Origin of the sequence: Arsenicicoccus bolidensis DSM 15745 (assembly GCF_000426385.1) — a bacterium.
GTDB lineage: Bacteria > Actinomycetota > Actinomycetes > Actinomycetales > Dermatophilaceae > Arsenicicoccus > Arsenicicoccus bolidensis.
Map to the genome: position 1 here is coordinate 1 of NZ_AUFG01000052.1, position 19131 is coordinate 19131.

15 protein-coding genes and 2 pseudogenes are annotated in these 19131 nt (G+C 67.8%); 5 read left to right on the forward strand and 12 right to left on the reverse strand.

What is annotated here, in order from left to right:
• The first annotated feature begins 70 nt into the window (after positions 1 to 70).
• Positions 71 to 1266, forward strand: a protein-coding gene (locus K313_RS0117705; RefSeq protein ID WP_156911462.1) for an IS3 family transposase whose coding sequence is annotated in 2 segments (ribosomal slippage) — positions 71 to 355 and positions 358 to 1266 — 1194 coding nt in all. Because the reading frame shifts where the segments join, the coding sequence is not laid out codon by codon here.
• A gap of 34 nt (positions 1267 to 1300) precedes the next feature.
• Here the strand turns inward: K313_RS0117705 and K313_RS23245 are convergent.
• Positions 1301 to 1699 (reverse strand): annotated as a pseudogene (locus K313_RS23245) (helix-turn-helix domain-containing protein); the annotation flags it as partial.
• Positions 1700 to 1851: 152 nt separating this feature from the next.
• Entirely contained in the window at positions 1852 to 2679 is an 828-nt protein-coding gene (locus K313_RS0117710; RefSeq protein WP_019287878.1) for an SDR family NAD(P)-dependent oxidoreductase, read from the reverse strand.
• Between the two features lie 53 nt (positions 2680 to 2732).
• Between K313_RS0117710 and K313_RS0117715 the strand changes: the two genes are divergently transcribed.
• Positions 2733 to 3260 (forward strand): TetR/AcrR family transcriptional regulator, encoded by a 528-nt coding sequence (locus K313_RS0117715; protein WP_019287877.1) that lies wholly within the window; start codon positions 2733 to 2735, stop codon positions 3258 to 3260.
• Here the strand turns inward: K313_RS0117715 and K313_RS23700 are convergent, their stop codons facing one another.
• A complete protein-coding gene (locus K313_RS23700; protein WP_019287876.1) occupies positions 3261 to 3416 on the reverse strand; it encodes a hypothetical protein in 156 nt (51 codons plus the stop codon). It lies immediately after the preceding gene.
• Between the two features lie 230 nt (positions 3417 to 3646).
• Between K313_RS23700 and K313_RS0117725 the strand changes: the two genes are divergently transcribed.
• Positions 3647 to 5551 (forward strand): ATP-dependent nuclease, encoded by a 1905-nt coding sequence (locus tag K313_RS0117725; protein ID WP_029212752.1) that lies wholly within the window; start codon positions 3647 to 3649, stop codon positions 5549 to 5551.
• Between the two features lie 567 nt (positions 5552 to 6118).
• Here the strand turns inward: K313_RS0117725 and K313_RS24825 are convergent.
• The 7 genes and pseudogenes from K313_RS24825 to K313_RS0117760 all read right to left on the reverse strand — a co-directional run bounded on the left by K313_RS24825 (position 6119) and on the right by K313_RS0117760 (position 14841).
• Positions 6119 to 8517: pseudogene (locus K313_RS24825) on the reverse strand (copper-transporting P-type ATPase).
• A 61-nt stretch (positions 8518 to 8578) separates the two neighbouring features.
• Positions 8579 to 9811 carry a YncE family protein gene (locus K313_RS0117735; RefSeq protein WP_029212753.1) on the reverse strand — a complete coding sequence of 411 codons (1233 nt, stop codon included), beginning with the start codon at positions 9809 to 9811 and terminating at the stop codon, positions 8579 to 8581.
• Positions 9812 to 9884: 73 nt separating this feature from the next.
• A complete protein-coding gene (locus K313_RS0117740) occupies positions 9885 to 10853 on the reverse strand; it encodes a F510_1955 family glycosylhydrolase (protein ID WP_019287871.1) in 969 nt (322 codons plus the stop codon).
• 69 nt (positions 10854 to 10922) lie between these two features.
• Positions 10923 to 12449 (reverse strand): multicopper oxidase family protein, encoded by a 1527-nt coding sequence (locus tag K313_RS0117745; protein ID WP_019287870.1) that lies wholly within the window; start codon positions 12447 to 12449, stop codon positions 10923 to 10925.
• Between the two features lie 157 nt (positions 12450 to 12606).
• Entirely contained in the window at positions 12607 to 12861 is a 255-nt protein-coding gene (locus tag K313_RS0117750; protein WP_019287869.1) for a hypothetical protein, read from the reverse strand.
• A gap of 121 nt (positions 12862 to 12982) precedes the next feature.
• Positions 12983 to 14050: a sensor histidine kinase gene (locus K313_RS0117755; RefSeq protein WP_240484006.1), complete on the reverse strand. Its 1068-nt coding sequence runs from the start codon at positions 14048 to 14050 to the stop codon at positions 12983 to 12985.
• An 80-nt stretch (positions 14051 to 14130) separates the two neighbouring features.
• Positions 14131 to 14841 carry a response regulator transcription factor gene (locus K313_RS0117760; RefSeq protein WP_019287867.1) on the reverse strand — a complete coding sequence of 237 codons (711 nt, stop codon included), beginning with the start codon at positions 14839 to 14841 and terminating at the stop codon, positions 14131 to 14133.
• Positions 14842 to 14984: 143 nt separating this feature from the next.
• Between K313_RS0117760 and K313_RS0117765 the strand changes: the two genes are divergently transcribed.
• Positions 14985 to 15224: an SHOCT domain-containing protein gene (locus K313_RS0117765; protein WP_019287866.1), complete on the forward strand. Its 240-nt coding sequence runs from the start codon at positions 14985 to 14987 to the stop codon at positions 15222 to 15224.
• 213 nt (positions 15225 to 15437) lie between these two features.
• Here K313_RS0117765 and istB read toward each other — a convergent pair whose 3' ends face one another.
• Positions 15438 to 16331 (reverse strand): IS21-like element helper ATPase IstB, encoded by an 894-nt coding sequence (gene istB, locus K313_RS0117770; protein WP_019287865.1) that lies wholly within the window; start codon positions 16329 to 16331, stop codon positions 15438 to 15440.
• Between the two features lie 300 nt (positions 16332 to 16631).
• Between istB and K313_RS0117775 the strand changes: the two genes are divergently transcribed.
• Positions 16632 to 18794: an NACHT domain-containing protein gene (locus tag K313_RS0117775; protein ID WP_205621900.1), complete on the forward strand. Its 2163-nt coding sequence runs from the start codon at positions 16632 to 16634 to the stop codon at positions 18792 to 18794.
• 8 nt (positions 18795 to 18802) lie between these two features.
• On the opposite strand, the gene K313_RS21650 is transcribed toward K313_RS0117775, so the two are convergent.
• The coding region (locus K313_RS21650) for a transposase (RefSeq protein ID WP_034254150.1) at positions 18803 to 19131 on the reverse strand (329 nt) is incomplete at its 5' end.

Here is a 19131-nt window from a genome sequence, read left to right on the forward strand (position 1 = left end):
GGGACTGCTGCAGGGGTAGGTGACAGCCGATCTGTGGTGCCGTCTGGTGCCACGGGAGAGGATGTGCTTCATGCCCAAGCCCCACCCCAAGGAGTTCCGCGAGGACGTCGTGCGCGTGGCTCGCAACCGTGAGCCTGGTGTGACGTTGAAGTCGATCGCGGTGGATTTCGGGATCAGCGAGTCCTGCCTGACGAACTGGATGTCCGCCGCTGCGATCGAGGACGGCACCCGCCCCGGTGTCACACAGGCCGAGCATGAGCAACTGCGCGAGGCGAAGAAGCGGATCCGGTTGCTTGAGCAGGAGAACGAGGTCCTGCGCCGCGCGGCGGCGTACCTCTCCCAGGCGAACCTGCCGGGAAAATGATGTACCCGCTCGTCCGTGAGCTCGCCGCCGACGGGATCCCCGTCGTGGTGACGTGCCGGGTCCTCAAGATCGCCCGCCAGCCCTACTACCGATGGGTCAAGAACCCCGTCACCACAGCCGAGTACGCGCAGGCGTACCGGGCGAACGCGCTGTTCGACGCCCACCGTGACGACCCCGAGTTCGGATACCGGCTCCTGGTCGACGAAGCCCGCGAGCACGGCGGACAGGTCATGTCCGACCGGACGGCGTGGGCGATCTGCTCGGACAACGGCTGGTGGAGCGTGTTCGGCAAACCCCGCAGGGGCCGTCACCGCCGGCCGGGACCGCCGGTGCATGACGATCTCGTCAACCGCCAGTTCACCACCTTGGCGACCGGCCCCAACCAGGTGTGGTTCACCGATATCACCGAGCACAAGACCGGTGAGGGCAAGCTGTACATGTGCGCGATGAAGGACGCCTGGTCCGGGCGCATCGTCGGATACTCCATCGACTCGCGCATGAAGGCCCGCCTGGCCGTGAACGCCCTGGACAACGCCGTCGCCGCTCGCGCAGCGGCCGGCATGCCCGTGGCCGGGTGCATCGTCCACGCCGACCGCGGATCGCAGTTCAGGTCAACAAAATTCATCACCGCGCTGCGCCGTCACGGGCTACGCGGGAGCATGGGCCGCGTCGCGACGTGCGCCGACAACGCAGCCATCGAGAGCTTCTGGGCGCTCCTGCAGAAGAACGTCCTGAACCGTCACCGCTGGGCCACCCGTGAGCAGCTGCGGACCGCGATCGTCACCTGGATCCACCGGACCTACCACCGGCGTCGTCGTCAAGCCCGACTCGGCCGATTGACCCCCATCGAGTACGAGACCATCATGGCCACCACCACCCCTCAGACCGCGCCCGCGGCCTGACACACCAACTGTCACCTACCCCTGCAGCAGTCCCCCCGGGGTGGGGGTGCTCGTACCGGCGGACGGGTTCACCGGTGGCCCGGTCGACGTAGGACAGCCGGTTCAGGCGCGCCGTGGTGAGGATGCGATGCACGGTGGAGGGTGCGATGTCGAGTCGGGAAGCGAGCTGAACGGGTCCTTCCCGCAGTCGCATTCGTAGGCTCACGCACCGCTTTGACACCGTCTTCGCGGTCTTGTTCGGCGACGATCTTGGGCGTGACGACCGGTCCTGCATGGACTCGCCGGCCCGGTAGCGGTCAACCCATCGCTTCACGGTCGGCCAGGACACCTGGAAGCGGGCGGCGACCTCGCTGATCGGCCACCCGTCCTCGAGAACGAGACGAGCGACCTTCAGGCGGTGACGTGGTGTCAGAGCCGCGTTGGCGTGGCTGATAAGTCCTCCTCAGAGCGGGAAGGCAGGCCACCGAAGTGGCCTGCCTTCCGGGCAATACATGACGCGACTGCGAACGTGGAGCGGTCCGCCGCTGAGGGCCAGCCTGAACGACTCCGCTCAGTCGATGAACGCAGCCGACTGTTCGACGCCGGTCAGTGGTCGACCTGGAATCCCGGCTGACCTGCATAGTCCTGCTGGCGTTGATCGAGGACCATGCGGATCTGGTCGGCGGCTCCCTCGCCGAGGACCAGCCGCAGGGGCCCTTCTGGTGCTGTGACGTGGGCAAGGATCCCCTCGGCGATGGCCTCCGGCGACGACCCGCCGCCCGTGGCCCCAGGCTCACTTGGCCATGGCACGACGGCGGTTCCAAAGAGTCGTTCGCGCAGCTCGTCATACGCGGGAATTGGTGCACTGAACTGCATCCCCGAGGTCGCCCACTGGGTATTCATGGCACCGACCTCAACGAGGGTGACTCGAACACCCATCGAGCTCACCTCGCCCGCCAAGGATTCGGTAAACCCCTCGAGACCCCACTTCGCGGCGTTGTAGAGCCCGAGCAGGGGCATGGCACCGACTCCGCCGGTCGACGAGATCTGAACGATGTGACCGCTGCCCTGGGTGCGCATCAGTGGAAGAGCAGCCTGCGTGAGCCACAAGGGGCCGAGAAGGTCGACGTCGAGGATGGACCTCGCCTCCTCCTCGCTGACCTCCTCAGTTGCACCGACGAGGCCATAGCCCGCGTTGTTCACCAAGAGGTCGAGACAGCCCGCGGTCTCGTGACCTTTCAGGATGGCCCGCCGGCACTCATCCCGGTCGGCCGGGTTGAGCCGCACCACGCTCAGAGACGGGTGCTGCACAGGGAGCACGCCCCGCCGGCTCGTTGCAACGACGCGATCACCCACAGCCAGCACCAGTCGGGTCAACGCAAGGCCGAGGCCGCTGCTCGCACCGGTGATGAACCAGGTCTTCGGTGTTGTCATGGGCCCATTCAAGCACGTTACGAGACGGTGCGTCTCGTTTCTATACTGGTGGCATGGCCCGCCCTGCCACCGCCGCTCGCGTTCTTTCCGCCGTCCTGCGCCTCGCAGAGCGCGGCGGCCCGAACGCACTCACCATGGAAGGCGTCGCGGCCGAAGCCGGCGTCGGCAAGCAAACGCTCTACCGCACATGGCCATCGATCCATGCACTCCTGTTCGACGCACTTGCGACGGAATCTGCTGTGTCCGAATCCGCGGGCAGCTACCCCGAGCTCTTCGAGGCGCTGAAGGCGACCAGCGCCGAACTCGCGTCAGAACCGCGAGCCTCGCTGCTACGGATGCTGGCCGCCGCAGTCCAGAGCGACGAGGTGATCGCACGTCAGTTCCACACCGCCCTTCTTCAGCGCCAGCAGCAGCAGTTCGCGCGGGTGGTTGCTGCCGACGGACTCGACAATCCCGAGCGAGCCACAGAGCTTCTGCTAGCCCCCCTCCTGTACCGATGGTTCCTCCGACTGCCCCCTCTCACCGACGGCGAGCTGGCAGACCACGTCGAATCCGTTCGACGCATTCACCGGCCCGATTGATCAACGCCCCCGGTCAGTACACCGCGTGGGCCTGGCCTGGGGGGTGACGTGCACGAGGGCGTGCTGGGCACAGTCGTCCTCGGCGGCCAGGGTTCCCAGGGCCGCGGCGAGTCCTTCGAGGATGTCCACGGATCGCCAGACGTCGTGCTTAGGCATCCCGGGGTCGGTGGCGATGGTGAGGTGGACGTGGAGAGAACTTCCGTGAATCCCTGACTAGGGACGATGCAGGGTGGTCGGGGCTCTGTCCCTAGCGTTGCAGCCTATTGTCCACGGGACCGCGAGTCACTGGGTTGGCCCCGTGAGTGCGGGAGCCAGGACCGCGCAGTTTGTCGGACCCCCGCCGTAGGCTTCGACTCAACAGGTTCGCGCAGAGGATGGGGTACACCATGAAGTTGCTGAAGGTGGCGATCCGTCGGTATCGCAGCATCGAGGAGATGGACGCGTTCGAGGTCGAGCCGGACGTGACCTGCCTCGTCGGGAAGAACGAGTCCGGCAAGACAGCGGTGCTCCAGGCGCTCAACAAGAGTCACTCTCACGACGGTGCCAGTTTCGATGAAGGGCTCGACTATCCCACGACGCGCACGAGCGAGAGGCGGAAGGCCGAGGGGAAAATGAAGGTCACTACCCTGACCTACCTCCTCGATGACGGCGATGTCCAGTCGGTGGAGGACTGGATGGGTGAGAGCGCGCTGTCATCCAGGACGATCACGGTGACGACGCTCTACGACGGCAGCAGCACTTGGGCAGTGGGGCTGGACGAGGAAGCCGTCGTACGTCATCTCGCGCGTGACCTTGACCTTCCCGCTGGTCCACAGAAGGCTGCCAAGGGCTCCAAATCGGTGAGCGGACTGGTTGAGGTCTTGGAGGGACTGGAGGACCCGAACACCGAGGCAACCGAGGTGCTGGCTCGGGTGGCCAAGTGGCGGAAGTCGTCTCCCATGCTGGGTGTGATCGACCTCCTGATTCAGCGACGCCCGAAGTTCGTCTACTTCGGTGAGTACGACTCCATGCCGGGCGAGATCAACGTGAAGGAACTCATCGCCCACCGTGACGCTGAAGACCTGAGCCGGGGCGAGCGCGCCTTTCTATCGCTGCTCCACTTGGCGAGCGTCGAGCCGGAGGACTTCATCAACCCGGAGAGCGACGAGCACCTCATCCGCGACGTGGAGAACGCCTCCAACGGGATCACAGAAGAGGTCTTCACCTACTGGTCGCAGAACACGAACCTGCGCGTCCAGTTGCGGGTAGGTAGTTCGACAACGGGTCCCTACCCAGGGCCGACGATCCAGATTCGGGTGCTCAACCAGAAGCACAACGTGACGGTCCCGTTCGATGAGCGCTCGCGCGGCTTCGTATGGTTCTTCTCGTTCCTCGCCTACTTCTCCGAGATCGAGCAGGAGTCGAGCCGTCCCCTGATCCTCCTGCTCGATGAGCCAGGCCTGAGTCTTCACGCAAAGGCGCAGGCAGACCTCCTGCGCTTCCTTGACGAGCGACTGGCTCCCGGGCACCAGGTGCTCTTCACGACGCACTCGCCGTTCATGGTCGACCCGCAGAGGATGCATCGCGTACGCACGGTGGAGGACCGCGAGGATGGCGGCACGACCGTCTCGGCAGACGTCCTGAAGGCTGACAGTGACACGGTGTTCCCACTCATGGCCGCGATGGGAGTCGACCTCACACAGACGCTGTGGGTGGGGCCCAACGTGCTTCTGGTCGAAGGGCCATCCGATGTGGTCTTCCTGACCCACCTCAGCGAAGCGCTGCGGTCGCAGGGTAGGGAGGGCCTCGATCCCCGCTGGGTAGTGACTCCCGGAGGCGGCATCTCGAAGTTGCCCTCCTTCCTCTCCCTCTTCGGGGCCAACAAGATGAACGTTGCGGTGCTGACGGACTCCTCGCCCAAGGAGGCCAAGACGATCCAGCGCCTGAAGGAACTGGGCCGTCTTGGGAACACGGGGATCGTCCAGGTGGGCGAAGTCCTCAACAAGCAGGAGGCTGACCTGGAGGACCTCTTCACTGATGCCGTCTATCTGAAGTTGGTCAACGAGTCATACCAAGGAGTTTTGAAGGGCCGTAAGGTTGTCGCCTCCGATATCCCCAAGGGAGACCGGCTCACCAGTCGAGTCCAGGAGTACTTTGCAGCGGAAGGCATCAACGGTGGACAGTTCAACCACTACGCCCCTGCGGGTGCCCTGATGCGCGGGGCGCTTGGCAAGGCGTCCCTGGCCACTTCGACGCTGGACCGGGCCGAGGAGTTGATGCGGCGACTCAACGCCTTCCTCCCCGTGGTTTGACCCCTCGCGCGGAGTCGCGCCACAGGAACGGTCAGCGAGAAGCCGTCACGCTGCCACCGAAGCCGTAGGTCCTGAGCTCGCGTGCAGGCTTCTTCGCGGGTGGGAGACCGAACACCCGTCGTGCCTCGTCCATCTCTCGCTCCCGCTTCGCGCGTGGACCCGCCACCTGTTCGGCATGCCCGCCGGGGCGGCCTGCGGCGAGGCGACTTTCCCTAATGGCGTCGCAACCTTCATCGACGCCTACCGCGCCGCTCTGGACTTCGGGCCAGCCTAGGTTGGCTATGTCAAGCCGAATTGGCCCCGCAATGACGGTGTGATTCGGCCCCACCTGAGAGACAGCAGGACCCACGGGATGCGCCTGTGTCTCGTGGCTCAGTCGGTGACGGGTGCGATCCCGACGCGCTGATTGTTCGCGATGAGCGGCGAGATCCCGCCCCGCGCTTCGCGCGGGCAACGTGCCCCGGGGCTGAGTTGCGGGGGGACGGGATCCGGACTTCATTGGTTGTAGCGCGGCTTGAGTCGGGTGCGTGACCCCCTGCGTTGTGCTCGACGGCCTGGTGAGGGGCGTCAGCGGACCCTCCGGAGGCGCAGTGCGTTCGTGATGACGCTGACGGAGGATAGGGCCATGGCGGCGGCGGCGATGATCGGAGAGAGGAGCCAGCCGAGGGTGGGGTAGAGGATGCCGGCGGCGAGGGGGATGCCGACGACGTTGTAGACGAAGGCGAAGACGAGGTTCTGGCGGATGTTGCGCATGGTGGCTCTGGAGAGCTGGCGGGCGCGGACGATGCCGGTGAGGTCGCCGCCGAGCAGGGTCAGTCCGGCAGACTCGATGGCGATGTCGGTGCCGGTGCCCATGGCGATGCCGACATCGGCGGCGGCGAGGGCGGGTGCGTCGTTGACGCCGTCTCCGGCCATGGCGACGACGTGGCCGGCGCCCTGGAGGCGTCGGACGACCTCGTGCTTCTGGTCGGGCAGGACGTCGGCCTCGACCTCGTCGATGCCGAGGCGGGCGGCGACGGCGCGGGCGGTGGTGGCATTGTCGCCGGTGAGCATGACCACGCGCAGGCCCTGGTCGTGGAGCTGGGTGATGGCCTGGGGTGTCGTGCCCTGATCTCGTCTTCGATGGCAAACAGGGCTGCGGTGATGCCGTCGACAGCGAAGGCCACGACGGTGGCTCCGGTGGAGCGGAGCTGCTCGATCTGGTTGGTGATGTCGACAGTGTCGATGCCACGGGTGGCGAGGAAGGCCGGGCTACCGAGGGTCACGGCGTTTCCGTCGACGCTTGCTGTGACGCCGCCGCCGGGGTGGGCGGTGAAGTCTGTGACGAGCAGGGGGTGGGCGGGCGTGGGCGCTGCCGTGGCGATGGCGCGGGCGAGGGGGTGCTCGGACCCGGCCTCGGCGGCCGCAGCGAGCCCGAGGGCTCGCTCGGGGGCCATGCCGGTCAGGGAGAGGGTCGTGGTGAGGGAGGGGCGACCTCGGGTGAGGGTGCCGGTCTTGTCGACGACAACGGTGTCGACCTTCTCCATGCGTTCCAGGGCCGCGGCGTTCTTCACGAGGACGCCCTCACTGGCTCCACGCCCGACGCCGACCATGACCGACATGGGGGTGGCGAGGCCGAGGGCGCATGGGCACGCGATGATCAGGACGGATACGGCGACGACGATCGCGTAGGTCAGGCGCGGCTGGGGGCCGACGAGCAGCCAGACGACGAACGAGGCCACGGCCACGAGGATCACGGCGGGAACGAACCAGGCGGCGACGCGGTCGGCGAGGCCCTGGATCGGTGCGCGAGAGCGCTGGGCCTGGGCGACCATGGCGACGATGCGGGACAGGACGGAGTCGGCCCCGAGGCCGGTGGCCTCGATGACGAGGGAGCCGCCCTGGGCGATCGTCCCGCCGACGACAGCTTCGCCGGTCGACTTCTCGACGGGGACGGGCTCACCGGTGATCATGGACTCGTCGACGAAGGCGGCTCCGCTGGCGACGATTCCGTCGACGGGGACCTTCTCGCCGGGGCGGACACGGACCTGGTCACCGGTATGGAGCTCGTCGATGGCGACCTCAACCTCGGTGCCGTCGGGGCCGACCCGGCGCGCGGTGGCGGGGGCCAGCTCGAGGAGGGCGCGGATGGCGCCGGAGGTCTTCTCCCGGGCGCGCAGCTCGAGGACCTGGCCGACGAGGACAAGGGCGACGATGACGGCGGCGGCCTCGAAGTACACACCGATGGTGCCGTCCACCTGACGCAGGGTGGGTGGGAAGAGGCCCGGCGCGAGGACGGCGACGACGCTATAGAGCCACGCCATGGACACGCCGAGGGCGACCAGGGTGAACATGTTGAGCGAGCGGGCCCGCACCGAGGCGACGCCCCGAACGAAGAAGGGCCAGCCGGCCCACCACACAGCGGGGACGGACAGGGCGAGCTGGACCCACTGCCAGGTACGCCCCTCCATGAGCATCGATGGGCCGGCGAGCAGGTGCGGGGCCATCGCGACGACCAGGATGACCAGGGACAGCGGGGCCGCCACCCACAGCCGGCGCGTCATGTCGCGCAGCTCGGGGCTGGGGCCGTCGTCGAGGCTCACGGTGACGGGCTCGAGGGCCATCCCGCAGATCGGGCACGAGCCAGGTGCGTCACGCCGGATCTCGGGGTGCATCGGGCACGTGTACTCCACGTCCGCGGTTATGGCCGGACTCCCGGCGGACGGCGGAGTCTGCGTGGCTGCGTCGCCGTGGTCCGTGGGCTGAGGAGCGCTGGCACCGTGGTGGTGCTCATGGGATGCGTCGCCGTCTCCGGCCGCGTCGTCGGCGCTGGCGGCGACGAGGTTCATGCCGCATCGGGGGCACCGGCCGGGAACGTCGCGGGGGACGTCCGGGTGCATCGGGCAGGTGTAGCGTCCGCGCCCCGACCCCTCATCCGTCATCAGGGACGTCGCGTCTGGGTCGTTCTCGTGGTCGTGGCTGGTCATGACCGCTCCTTGGTCGCGTGAGTACCCGTGTCAACCGGATACCCCATGGGGGTATTTCGCGTCAGTGGTGGCCGTCGTGTCCGTTATTGCCAGGGGCCATCGTCACGGCGACGTCGGGGCGGGGCGTGACGACGGTGCTGGAGTAGCTGATGCCGTTGGGGCCGGCCTTGACGGGGATCGTGGCGGTGACGGCGAGGGTCGTGAGGTCGATCGCGGAGACGGAGTCGGCGTAGGTGTTCGTGACGAAGGCGTAGCGACCGTTCGGGGCGATCACGATGCCGTGGGCGCCCTTCCCTGTCGTGATCGTCTTCGTCACGGTGAGGGTCTTCGTGTCGACGACCGAGACGGTGTCGCCCGGCTTGTCCTGCGTGCCCTGGTTCGCGACGAGGACGTACCGGTCGTCGGGGGTGACGAAGGTCTGGATGGGGCCGGGGCCGACCGGGACCGTACCGACGAGCGTGCGGGAGGCCAGGTCGACCTTCGCGAGCTTGTTCTCGCCGCTCAGGGACGCGTACACGAACCTCCCGTCGGGGGAGAAGGCGACCTGGGCGGGTGCCTTGCCGACCTCGACGGTGCCGGCCACCTTCCGGGAGGCGGTGTCGATGACGCTCAGAGTGGTGCGGCCCATGTCGGCGACGACGAGGGTCTTGCCGTCCGGGCTGAGCCGCATGCCGTGCGCCTTGGGGCCGACAGGGATGGTCGCGACGACCTTCATCTGCATGGCGTCGATGACGGAGATGGTGCCGTCACCGGAGTTCGACACGTACGCGGTCATGCCGTCCGCGCTGGCGACGACGTGCGCCGGGTGGGACCCGACCTTGACGACGCCGTGCTGCGCGAGGGACGCGGCGTCGAGCATGACGGCCGATCCGCCGCTGCTGCTGCTCGTCGCCCAGATCATCGGCATCGAGGTCATGGCCTGGACGTTGTGCGGACCGGGGACGCCGGTCACCGTCGAGGCGACCTTCAGCGTCGCCGCGTCGATGACGCTCAGGCTCGATCCCTTCTCGTCCGCGACCCAGATCGACCCGGTCAGCCCGGTCTTCGACGCCGGCGACGCGGGGGTGGACGAGGTCGTGCCCGACGGGCCCGTCGAGTCGGATGAGGACAGCGGCATGGACATGGTCGTCGAGGCGGAGGCTGCGGCAGCCGTCGACGATGCCGGTGACGTCGGCGATCCGATGGTCGACGAGGTGGAGCCGGGTCCGTTCGTGCCACCGCAGGCGGCCAGGAGCGCGAGCACGGGTGCGGCGAGAGCGATCGTGAGGGCGGTTCGGCGAGAGCGCGAGGTCATGAGCGTCCTTGGGGTGAGGTGGGATGGCGGGCCGGAGCGCACGTCGGTCCGCGGCGATCGGGGTGGAGCGGCGTCAGGCAGGGTGGGTCGTCTTTCCACCGTCGGTCGAGGAGACGACGCCCTGGGCGGTGGCGACGAGGATCTCGCCGGACGCGGTGACGGCGAAGGCGACCGGCTGGGAGACCGTGACACCGGTCGCCGCCCAGGTGGTGCCGCCGTCGTGGCTGGCGGTGAGGGCGCCGTCGGAAGCGAGCCCGTACACCATGCCGTCGGACGCGAACCCGGCCAGGGCCGGTTGGGTTCCTGATGCCTCGGCCCACGTCGCGCCTCGGTCGGTGCTGGTCAGGGCGCCCTGTCGGGTCGTGGCGATGATCCTCGTGCCGTCGGGCGAGACCGCCAGCCCGAAGGGTGCTGCGGGGATCTGAACGTCGGTCCAGGACTTCGCGTCGGTGCTGATGCGCAGCCGGCCGTCGAAGCCTGCGATGAGGCCCTTGCCCGCGCCGAGCGCGTGGAAGTCCGACTCACCGGCCCGCGACATCGACGTCCATGTCTTCCCCTGGTCCGTCGACTGCAGGAGCCCGACCGGGTTCGGCAGGTCGGAGCCCTGTCCGGGGTGGCCCGAGGCATAGAGCGTCGGACCGACCGCGACGAAGCCCATGAGGTCGACCGACGGCGACACCTTCTCCCAACCGCCGGGCGTCCCCCGGTAGGCGCCGTCGTGAGTGGCGAGCAGGATCGTGCCGTCGCCGGCACGCGTGAGCCCGTGGACGTGCTCGCCGGGCAGTGCGCCCTGCGGGGCCCGGACGGGCACCGCGGCCGTCGGTGCGGTCGACGCACCGGTCCCACCGCTGGTTGCCGCAGCAGCTGGCTGCGTACCGGACGAACCAGCCGGGCGCTCCGCCGAGGTCGGCGGAGCGGCGCCCTGCACGGATGTCGATGTCGTCGGGGCGGTCGAGCCGGGGTCGGCCGAGCCGCCGCACGCCGTGACGAGCGCAACCACGGGCACAGCAGCCGTGAGCGCGAGGGCGAGGTGTCGGGGCATGATCCGGATGTCTTTCGTGAGCGGTGGGTCGGCCCGATCGCAGGGTCGGGGCCGGGGGCTGGGTGGGCCTCAGGCGTAGCGAAGACTGGTCATCATGCCGAGCTCTGCGTGGTAGATGTTGTGGCAGTGGTACATCCACGTGCCGGGGTTGTCGGCTTGCAGGTCGGCCTCGACGGTCTGCATGGGCAGGACGAGGACGGTGTCCTTGCGCAGCCCGCCGCTGGCGGGCAGGGCCCAGGTGTGGCCGTGGATGTGCATGGGGTGGGCCATCATCGTCATGTTCGTCATCCGCATCCGCAGCCGCTCTCCCTCGCGCACCTGCATGGGTGTGTCCTCGCCGAACTTTTTGCCGTTGATGCCCCACGCGTAGGGCTTCATCTGCCCGTTGAGCTGGACATCGACCGTGCGGGCGGGGTCCTTCGAGGACAGCTTCGCGGCGTCGGCCGCGGTTAGCGAGGTCCCGACGAGAGCGGCACCGGCAAGCTCGGAGACCGGGGTCGATGGGGTTGGGGCTGTACCGGCACCCGTGCGGACCACGGCGAGGGCGGGTGTGCCCTTCTTTCCCTCGGGCGCGGCGGCGAGGGGGAAGGCGCCGTCGGCGAGGGTGACGAGGACGTCGTAGCGCTCTCCCATCGCGATGTACAGGGCCTTGGTGTCCTGCGGCTGGACGGCGTAGCCGTCGGAGTGCGTCACCGTCATCGTGTGCCCGCCGAGAGCGACCTTGAAGATCGTGTCGGAGCCGGCGTTGATGAACCGGATGCGGACCTTCTGGCCGGGCTTGGCGGTGAAGGTCCTGGGGGCGGCGGGGATCCGCCCGTTGATCAGGTAGTGCGGGTACGCGATGTCGCCCGCGTCCCCGAGCGGGGAGGCCATGCCGTGGTCCATGCCGGACATGTCGTGGTTCATGCCCGTCGAGATCGGGCCGGTCTTGGCCTGGAAGTCGGCGAGGATCGTGTCGGGGTTCTTCCCGCCGGGGATGCCGTCGGTCCAGTCGTCGAGGACGACGACCCACTCGGCGTCGTAGCCGCCCTTGTCCTTGGGGTCGTCGATGACGAGTGGTGCGTACAGGCCGCGGTCGATCTGGACGCCGGTGTGCGGGTGGAAGAAGTAGGTGCCCGCGTCGGGGGCCTCGAACTCGTACAGGTAGCGCGCGCCCTTCGCGATGGGCTGCTGGGTGACGCCGGGCACGCCGTCGGCGACGTTGCGGACCCGGATGCCGTGCCAGTGGACGCTCGTGTCGCTGGGCAGCTGGTTGTCGACGGTGATGCGCAGCAGGTCGCCCGCGGAGGCACGGAAGGGGGCGGTGCCGAGCTCGTCGGTGTACGCCCAGGTGTTCGCGTGGATGCCGCCGAGGTCGAGCGTCACGGGGCGCGGACGAAGGGTGGCGGTGACGACCTTCTGGCCGGGCTTGGGGGTCAGGGGCGTCGCGGTGGGGATGGCGCCCATGGCGTGCCCGGTGCTCGCGCTGCTCGTCGTCGCGCCGCCCATGCCGGGCATGTCGCCCATCGACGAGCCCGACGAGCAGGCGGCGAGGGCTCCGAGGCTAGCGAGGCCGAAGCCACCGGCGAGGATCTGGCGACGAGTGAGTGCGGTCATGTCATCACCGTGGAGGACAGGTGTTCACGTTCCCCTGGGCTTGTCATGAAGGTTCGATGAAGATCGCCGGACCCCTTCGGGACGGGGACGCCGCTGCCGGCCCCCGGGCAGGTGTCCTGGGGCCGGAAGCAGCGGGTGCCGAGCCGGTCGGCAGTGGTCAGTGCGTGTGCGGCAGGTGCGAACCGCGCACGTCGGTGGACGCACCCTCACGGGCTGCGTCGGCCGGTCCGGATGTCGACGGGTGGCCGTGCTGGTGGCCGCCCATGATCATCATGACCATGTGCAGTGGGCAGCTCAGGACCAGGGCGGTGATGATCGCGTCGGAGACGGGCCGCCCGAGCGCGAGCAGCACACCGGCGATGACGACGGCGGGGGCGAACATGAGAAGCATGTGACGGGTCGAGGTCTGCATCGTGCTCTCCTTCGAGGAGCGGGTGGATTCGCCGAAGCGGTGTCCCTACCCTCTGGCTGCCGTGCCGGGGGTCTCGTCGTCGTGGGACGAAGAAACGATGAAGACCGCGACGGCGCGCACGCTACGAACCAACTGCCGCGGCCGGCAGGGTCAGCACGAAGGTCGCGCCGTGGCCCGGACCCCGGCTGTGCGCGGTCAAGGTGCCGCCGTGGGCGACGGCGATGGCCCTCGAGATCGACAACCCGACCCCCGTGCCCGTCTGGCTGTCGTGGGGGCGGCTCGTGTCGGCCCGGTAGAACCGCTCGAACAGATGCGCCAGATCGTGGGCATCGATGCCGATGCCCGTGTCCTTCACGACGATCCGCACCCACTCACCGGCATCGGCGGGGATGTCGGCGCTGGCGTTGACCTGACCACCCGAGGGAGTGTGCTGCAAGGCATTGCGCAGCAGGTTGTCGACGACCTGACCGACCCGGGCACGATCGGCACGCACGAGCGCACGGCGGCCGGATGCCGTACCGCTGTCGATGTCGAGGACGACCCCGGCGTCGGTGTACTGGGGGCCGAAGGCGCGCCCCGAGGCCGCGAGGACCTCGCTCAGGTCGACGAGCTCCCGGTGCAGGTCCAGGCGTCCCTCCTCCGCGGCGGACACGTCCTTGATGTCCGAGGCGAGTCGGGTCAGACGGCTCAGCTGGTCGTGAAAGACCGACACGGTGTGCTCGTCGAGGTCGACGAAGCCGTCCTCGAGCGCCTCCACCGTCACCCGCAGGCTCGCGATCGGTGTCCGCATCTCGTGGGCCAAGTCGGTGAGCATCCGGCGCCGTGCCTGCTCCGAGGCCGCGATCCGTTCCGCCATGTCGTTGAAGGCCTCCGTGACGGCATCGAGCTCTCGGCTACCCCCCACAGCCGGCACCGGCTGGTTGTACACCCCATGCCCGACCCGCTCGGCGCCATCTACGAGGGCGTCGAGGTGCCGGCCCAGCCCGCGGGTCAGCAGCCCGCTGACGACGACCGCGCCAAGAACCGCGATGATGACGCCGGCGCCGAGACCGACCACACCGGCATCACGAAAGGCCGTCTCAGCATGGTCGAGAACACCTGGCTGCTTATCGTGGCCCGCCTCGCGCATGTGCAGGTCGAACAGCGGCGGCGCGACCAGTGCGGCCACGACGACGACCGACAACGCCATCGCCGCGACCACGACCCCCTGAGCCATGACGAGCCGTCGGGACAGGGGCATGGCCCGGCGCCCCGGCCGGACCGGCGCCACTAGCCCTGCCCCATCCGGTAGCCCACGCCGCGCACCGTCCGCACAAAGCGAGAGTTTGCGGAATCGTCGCCCAGTTTCCTCCGCAGGTGAGCGACGTGGACATCGACGAGGTGCTCGTCCCCGACCCAGTCGACACCCCAGATCTCGTCGATGAGCTGCCGACGGTTCCACACGAGATTCGGTCGCGCAGACAACGCGTCCAGCACGTCGAACTCCGTTCGGGTCAGACCCACCTCGGATCCCGCGACGGTGACCTCGCGGGCCCCCGGATCGAGGATCAGCTCGCCGAATACCCGGCGAGCCTGCCCGACAGAACGGCCCGATGACGCGGCGCGTGGCCTCCTCAGCAGCACCTGAACCCGCGCCACGAGCTCACGCGCGCTGAACGGCTTCGTCATGTAGTCGTCCGCCCCGACCGACAGGCCCACCAGGGTGTCGACCTCGTCCGTCCGTGCCGTGAGCATCAACACGTAACAGTCCGTGAAGGTCCGCACCTGACGGCACACCTCAACCCCGTCCAGGCCCGGAAGCCCCAGGTCGAGGACGATCACCTCAGGCGACCAAGACCTGGCAACCTCCACGGCGCTGAGCCCGTCACCAATCGATCGGGCCTCCATCCCGGCTCGCGACAGATAGTTCACCACCGTTCCCGCGAGAACGGGTTCGTCCTCGACGACGAGGACGCGGGTGCTGGTCGGTTCGGTGGTCATGGCGCCAGTGTGGCCGGAGCTCGAGTGGTGGCCAACATGCTCGGACCGATCTTGAGCAGTTCTTCATACGGTCCCGGTACGAACTCCACCTGCAACGCATTCGATAGGTCCATCGACACGCCCGTCGACCGGAAGGAGAGGCCATGTTCACCACGATGTTTCACGAGATGTCCTGGGGCTGGGTATTCATGATGACGATGATGCTCCTGTTCTGGGGCGGGATCGCCGCGCTCGTCTACTGGTTGGTGACCGCGCCCGGCGAGCGAGCCACGGCCACCGCCACGTCGACCGCGTTGGCCGTCCTCGACGAGCGGTACGCCCGGGGCGACATCGACGAGACGGAATGGCGCCACCGCAGAGCCGCCCTCGATGGGAAGGAATGACCCGCCCCTGCGCGTCGTGTGCGGTCGGTCGATGGTGCCGGCGGCACACGTCGCGCAGGGCTCGCGCACTGACAGATTTGATGCACGTGAAGGCCCCATACGGGGGGCCAGTCGTGTTGGAGACGGGTACGGCGAGCCCCCGCCCCGGCTGGTCAGACCCACGGGGGCGGTAGCCGCCCCGCGGCGGCTACCGCCAGCGGGGAGTGGGCGGTGTCAGCCGACCTGATTGCGTGCGCGGGTGTGGGCGAGTCGGTAGGAGTGGGTGCCGGTTTCGATGATGGTGCCGTTGTAGGTGAGGCGGTCGACGATGGCTGCGCACAGGCGGGGGTCGGTGAAGGTGTCGGTCCAGCCGGAGAAGGACTGGTTGGAGGCGATGGCGATGGCGTTCTTCTCTTCGCGTTCGGTGAGGACTTGGAAGAGGAGCTCGGCGCCGCGTCGGTCGAGTTCCATGTAGCCGAGCTCGTCGATGAGCAGGAGGTCGACGCGGCCGTAGCGGGCGATGGTCTTGGCGAGCTGTTTGTCGTCGGCGGCTTCGACGAGCTCGTTCACCAGCCTGGTGGCGAGGGTGTAGCGGACGCGGTAGCCCTGTTCGGCGGCCGCGGTTCCCAGGCCGATGAGCAGGTGGGACTTGCCGGTGCCGGAGTCCCCGATGAGGCACAGGGGGTCGCCGCGGCGGATCCAGTCGCCGGTGGCGAGTTCGTGGATGGTGGCGGGGTTGATCGCGGGGTTGGCGGTGAAGTCGAAGTCGGCGAGCCACTTGTCGCGGGGGAACCCGGCTGCTTTGACCCGGCGTGCGCTGGAGCGGCGGTCGCGGTCGTCGACCTCGGCCAGGAGGAGCTCGGCGAGGAAGCCTTGGTAGGTGAGCTGTTCTTTCGTCGCGACGGCGAGGGCTTCGTCGACGACGGCGCGCACGGTGGGGAGGCGCAGGCGGCGGCAGGCTTGGTCGATCGCGGCGATCGCTGCTTCTTCGGTCAGTCCGCGCCGTCGGCGCAGGTTCCGGCTGGCGTGGACCGAGTGCGGGCCGGCCGTGGGCCCGGGCCGCGAGCCGGACGCCGCGGCGGCTGAGGTCGCTGTGGGGGGTGTGGAAGGTGTGCTGGTCGGGGTCATGGGGTTCCTGTCCTGGCAGATGCGGGATCGCCGAGGCGCGTGCACAGTTTGGGGAAGGGTTCACAGACGCTTGGCAGCGTCGGTGGAGCCGCCACATACCTGTTGGAGGACCCAGCACTTTGCACTCTCGTTCGTGGCGCGCCGGGGCAAGGCAAGTCGACCCTCAGCCAGTACGTGTGCCAAGTACACCGCAACTCGTTCGTTCCCGAGGGGCAAGCGCTCGATTCCTTGCCGAAGCTTGAGCATCCGCGCTTCCCTGTACGCCTGGACCTGAGCGACTATGCGCTCTGGCTCGGGGGCATGGACCCGTGGGACAACCCCGAGAGCGGTAGCCTGCGCAAGAAGAGAGCACCGCGGGGTCGGGAGGCGACGGTTGAGTGCTTCATTGCTGACCTCCTTGCTCACGAGAGTGGTGGTCTCACCGTGGGGGCGCAGACTGTGCAGGACATCTTTGATCGCGTGCCCAGCCTCGTCATGTTGGACGGTCTCGACGAAGTTGGCAGCGTTACTCTGCGCCGCAGAGTTGTCCAAGAGATCGATAAGTTCGTTGATCGCGGGAGCGCCAGCCCCAACCCACCGAAGGTAGTGGTCACAACTCGACCCAGCGCCGGTGAACTCCCCGAGCCGTCACCCCAGCGGTTCGAGATCTTGGCCCTGAATCAACTCACCGTCGAGCAACGGAACTCCTATCTGCGTAAGTGGTGCGGGGTACGTGGTATCCAGGGGAGGGAAGGTCGCTCACTTCGGACTAGCTTCAAGGAGAAAAGCAGCGAGCCGTACATCAATGAGCTGGCTGGCAACCCGATGCAGCTGACGATTCTGCTTGATCTGCTTCACGAGCAAGGTGCGGCCACTCCCACCCAACGGACCGACCTATACGACAAGTACGTCGACCTCCTACTGGCCAGAGAGGCCAACAAGCATCCCAAGTCGGTCCGGGAGCACAAAGAGGAACTGCTCGAGATCATCCCGTTCCTGGGATGGTACATCCATGCGCACACCGAGGACTCACAGATCAACGGCCGGATGAGTGTCGATGAACTCAAGGCGGCCATGCAGCACTTCCAGCGAACTTACGGCAATCGTGAGTCCATCGTGGACCAACTCTTCGAGGGGGCCAGCGACCGCTTGTGGGCCTTGACCAGCAAGGTTGATGGGACCTACGAGTTCGAGGTCCTCTCACTGCGCGAGTACTTCGCCGCACGGTTCCTCTACCTGTACGCGGGCGAGGGCTCGAAAGACTTCGACCGCGCCGACGTCCTACGTGAGTTGCTCAGGCGGCCCTTCTGGCTCAACACAGTGCGGTTCTACGGCGGAAATGCGAAGGGCCACGAGATCTACGCACTCACGGCCGGGATTGAGGAGGAGCTCAAGACAAGCGCAACCCCCGCGTCCTTCCTTGCGGCATGGGCGTTGCTCACCGATGGCGTGTTCCTACGCCGCCCACGGGAAGCGCGCAAGGTGATCGCGGCCGTCTGCTCCGATGTGGGGTGCGAGGTGCTGCTGTCGGCTCTGGACCGTCATGACATCGTCGCGCTCCCGGAGATGCCTGATTTGCCGGAAGAAGACGGCCCAGACCCCACTTGGGCCAGGCTCACGTCCTTGATCCGTCAGGATCCAGGTGACGGCGACAATCATCAGCGGGTCCGTGTCCTGCGCGAGCTGCTCGGCCGCCGAGGTGACTTCGACGCCTGGTGGTGCGAGCAGACAGCGGCGGCCATCGGCACTCCTCAGCAGGATTCCTGGTTCAAACTCGGCGGCGATTGCGAAGCCGGCGCGGGGAAGCCAGCAGCATTTGAGAAAGTCGAGCTCAGCCCTGGGACGGCCGAACTCATCCTCAGTACCGGGCTCGTCCCCAAACCGGGAGGCGAGCTGGAGTCGGCGCTACTTGACGCTGTGCTGGACGGGGAATGCCCCGACGTCACCTCGACGCGGTCGTTTCCCGCGCAAGTCGCAGTCGCACTGTCGCCGCGAGGGTTCTTGGCCAGCTCTGCGAGTGCTTTCGGCGACGGCGATGAGCAATCAGCCAGGCGGAGGAGCGAGGCGCTCAAGCAGCTCGGGCGAGCAGGTTCCGAGTACTCGGAGATCGCCAAGAAGCGAGCTTTCAAGGCTGGGCACAAGGGCAGCACTTTCCCCTGGTCCGAGTCAGCGGCGGCGCTTTACTCGCATGCCCGTCGATGCTGGCTCGCTTCGGAGATCGCAATCATCGGCGCGGCCTCGCCTTTCCGAGAGGGGTACACGAGGAGGCCTGGCTCGACGCCGTTCGGCACGGCGGCGGATCCGTCCGAACTGTTGGCGCAGTCGCGTGCTAACCAGAGCAATGCTCGTTGGTGGAAGGAGCAACGCGAAGCGGTTGACGACGAGCTGGGGATGGCCGAGTGGGCACTCGCTGTCTGGTGCGTGGCATCCAGCGAGGTCGTGACAGAACTGCTGCCGACGCTGAAAGCGGCTCTTCCGACCTGAGTGTGGGTTTATGGGGTGAGTCCGCCGGCGATGAGCAGGCAGCGTAGGCGGTAGTTGGTGCGGTTGCGGAAGCCTCGGGCGATGCGGCGGTGGAGCTCGATGAGGCCGTTGATGCCTTCGGTGCCGCCGTTGCTGGCGCCGTTGGTGTCGAAGTATGCGAGGAGGGGTTCGGCCCACTGCTTCAAGGTCTTGCCGAGGCGTGTGACTTCGGGGATGGGGCAGGTCGGCAGGATCTTCAGAATTCGCTCAGCGCGGGCGCGGCCTGCCGCGGGGGTCGGGGCGTGGAACAGGGCGCGGACGTCTTGGGCGACCTGCCACGCGATCTGCACCTCGATGT

Bases quoted from the DNA above. Each gene is read 5' to 3' on its own strand.
- K313_RS0117710 (WP_019287878.1), bottom strand. From the start codon at position 2,679: ATGACAACACCGAAGACCTGGTTCATCACCGGTGCGAGCAGCGGCCTC.
- K313_RS0117715 (WP_019287877.1), top strand. From the start codon at position 2,733: ATGGCCCGCCCTGCCACCGCCGCTCGCGTTCTTTCCGCCGTCCTGCGC.
- K313_RS23700 (WP_019287876.1), bottom strand. From the start codon at position 3,416: ATGCCTAAGCACGACGTCTGGCGATCCGTGGACATCCTCGAAGGACTC.
- K313_RS0117725 (WP_029212752.1), top strand. From the start codon at position 3,647: ATGAAGTTGCTGAAGGTGGCGATCCGTCGGTATCGCAGCATCGAGGAG.
- K313_RS0117735 (WP_029212753.1), bottom strand. From the start codon at position 9,811: ATGACCTCGCGCTCTCGCCGAACCGCCCTCACGATCGCTCTCGCCGCA.
- K313_RS0117740 (WP_019287871.1), bottom strand. From the start codon at position 10,853: ATGCCCCGACACCTCGCCCTCGCGCTCACGGCTGCTGTGCCCGTGGTT.
- K313_RS0117745 (WP_019287870.1), bottom strand. From the start codon at position 12,449: ATGACCGCACTCACTCGTCGCCAGATCCTCGCCGGTGGCTTCGGCCTC.
- K313_RS0117750 (WP_019287869.1), bottom strand. From the start codon at position 12,861: ATGCAGACCTCGACCCGTCACATGCTTCTCATGTTCGCCCCCGCCGTC.
- K313_RS0117755 (WP_240484006.1), bottom strand. From the start codon at position 14,050: ATGGCGTTGTCGGTCGTCGTCGTGGCCGCACTGGTCGCGCCGCCGCTG.
- K313_RS0117760 (WP_019287867.1), bottom strand. From the start codon at position 14,841: ATGACCACCGAACCGACCAGCACCCGCGTCCTCGTCGTCGAGGACGAA.
- K313_RS0117765 (WP_019287866.1), top strand. From the start codon at position 14,985: ATGTTCACCACGATGTTTCACGAGATGTCCTGGGGCTGGGTATTCATG.
- istB (WP_019287865.1), bottom strand. From the start codon at position 16,331: ATGACCCCGACCAGCACACCTTCCACACCCCCCACAGCGACCTCAGCC.
- K313_RS0117775 (WP_205621900.1), top strand. From the start codon at position 16,632: ATGGACCCGTGGGACAACCCCGAGAGCGGTAGCCTGCGCAAGAAGAGA.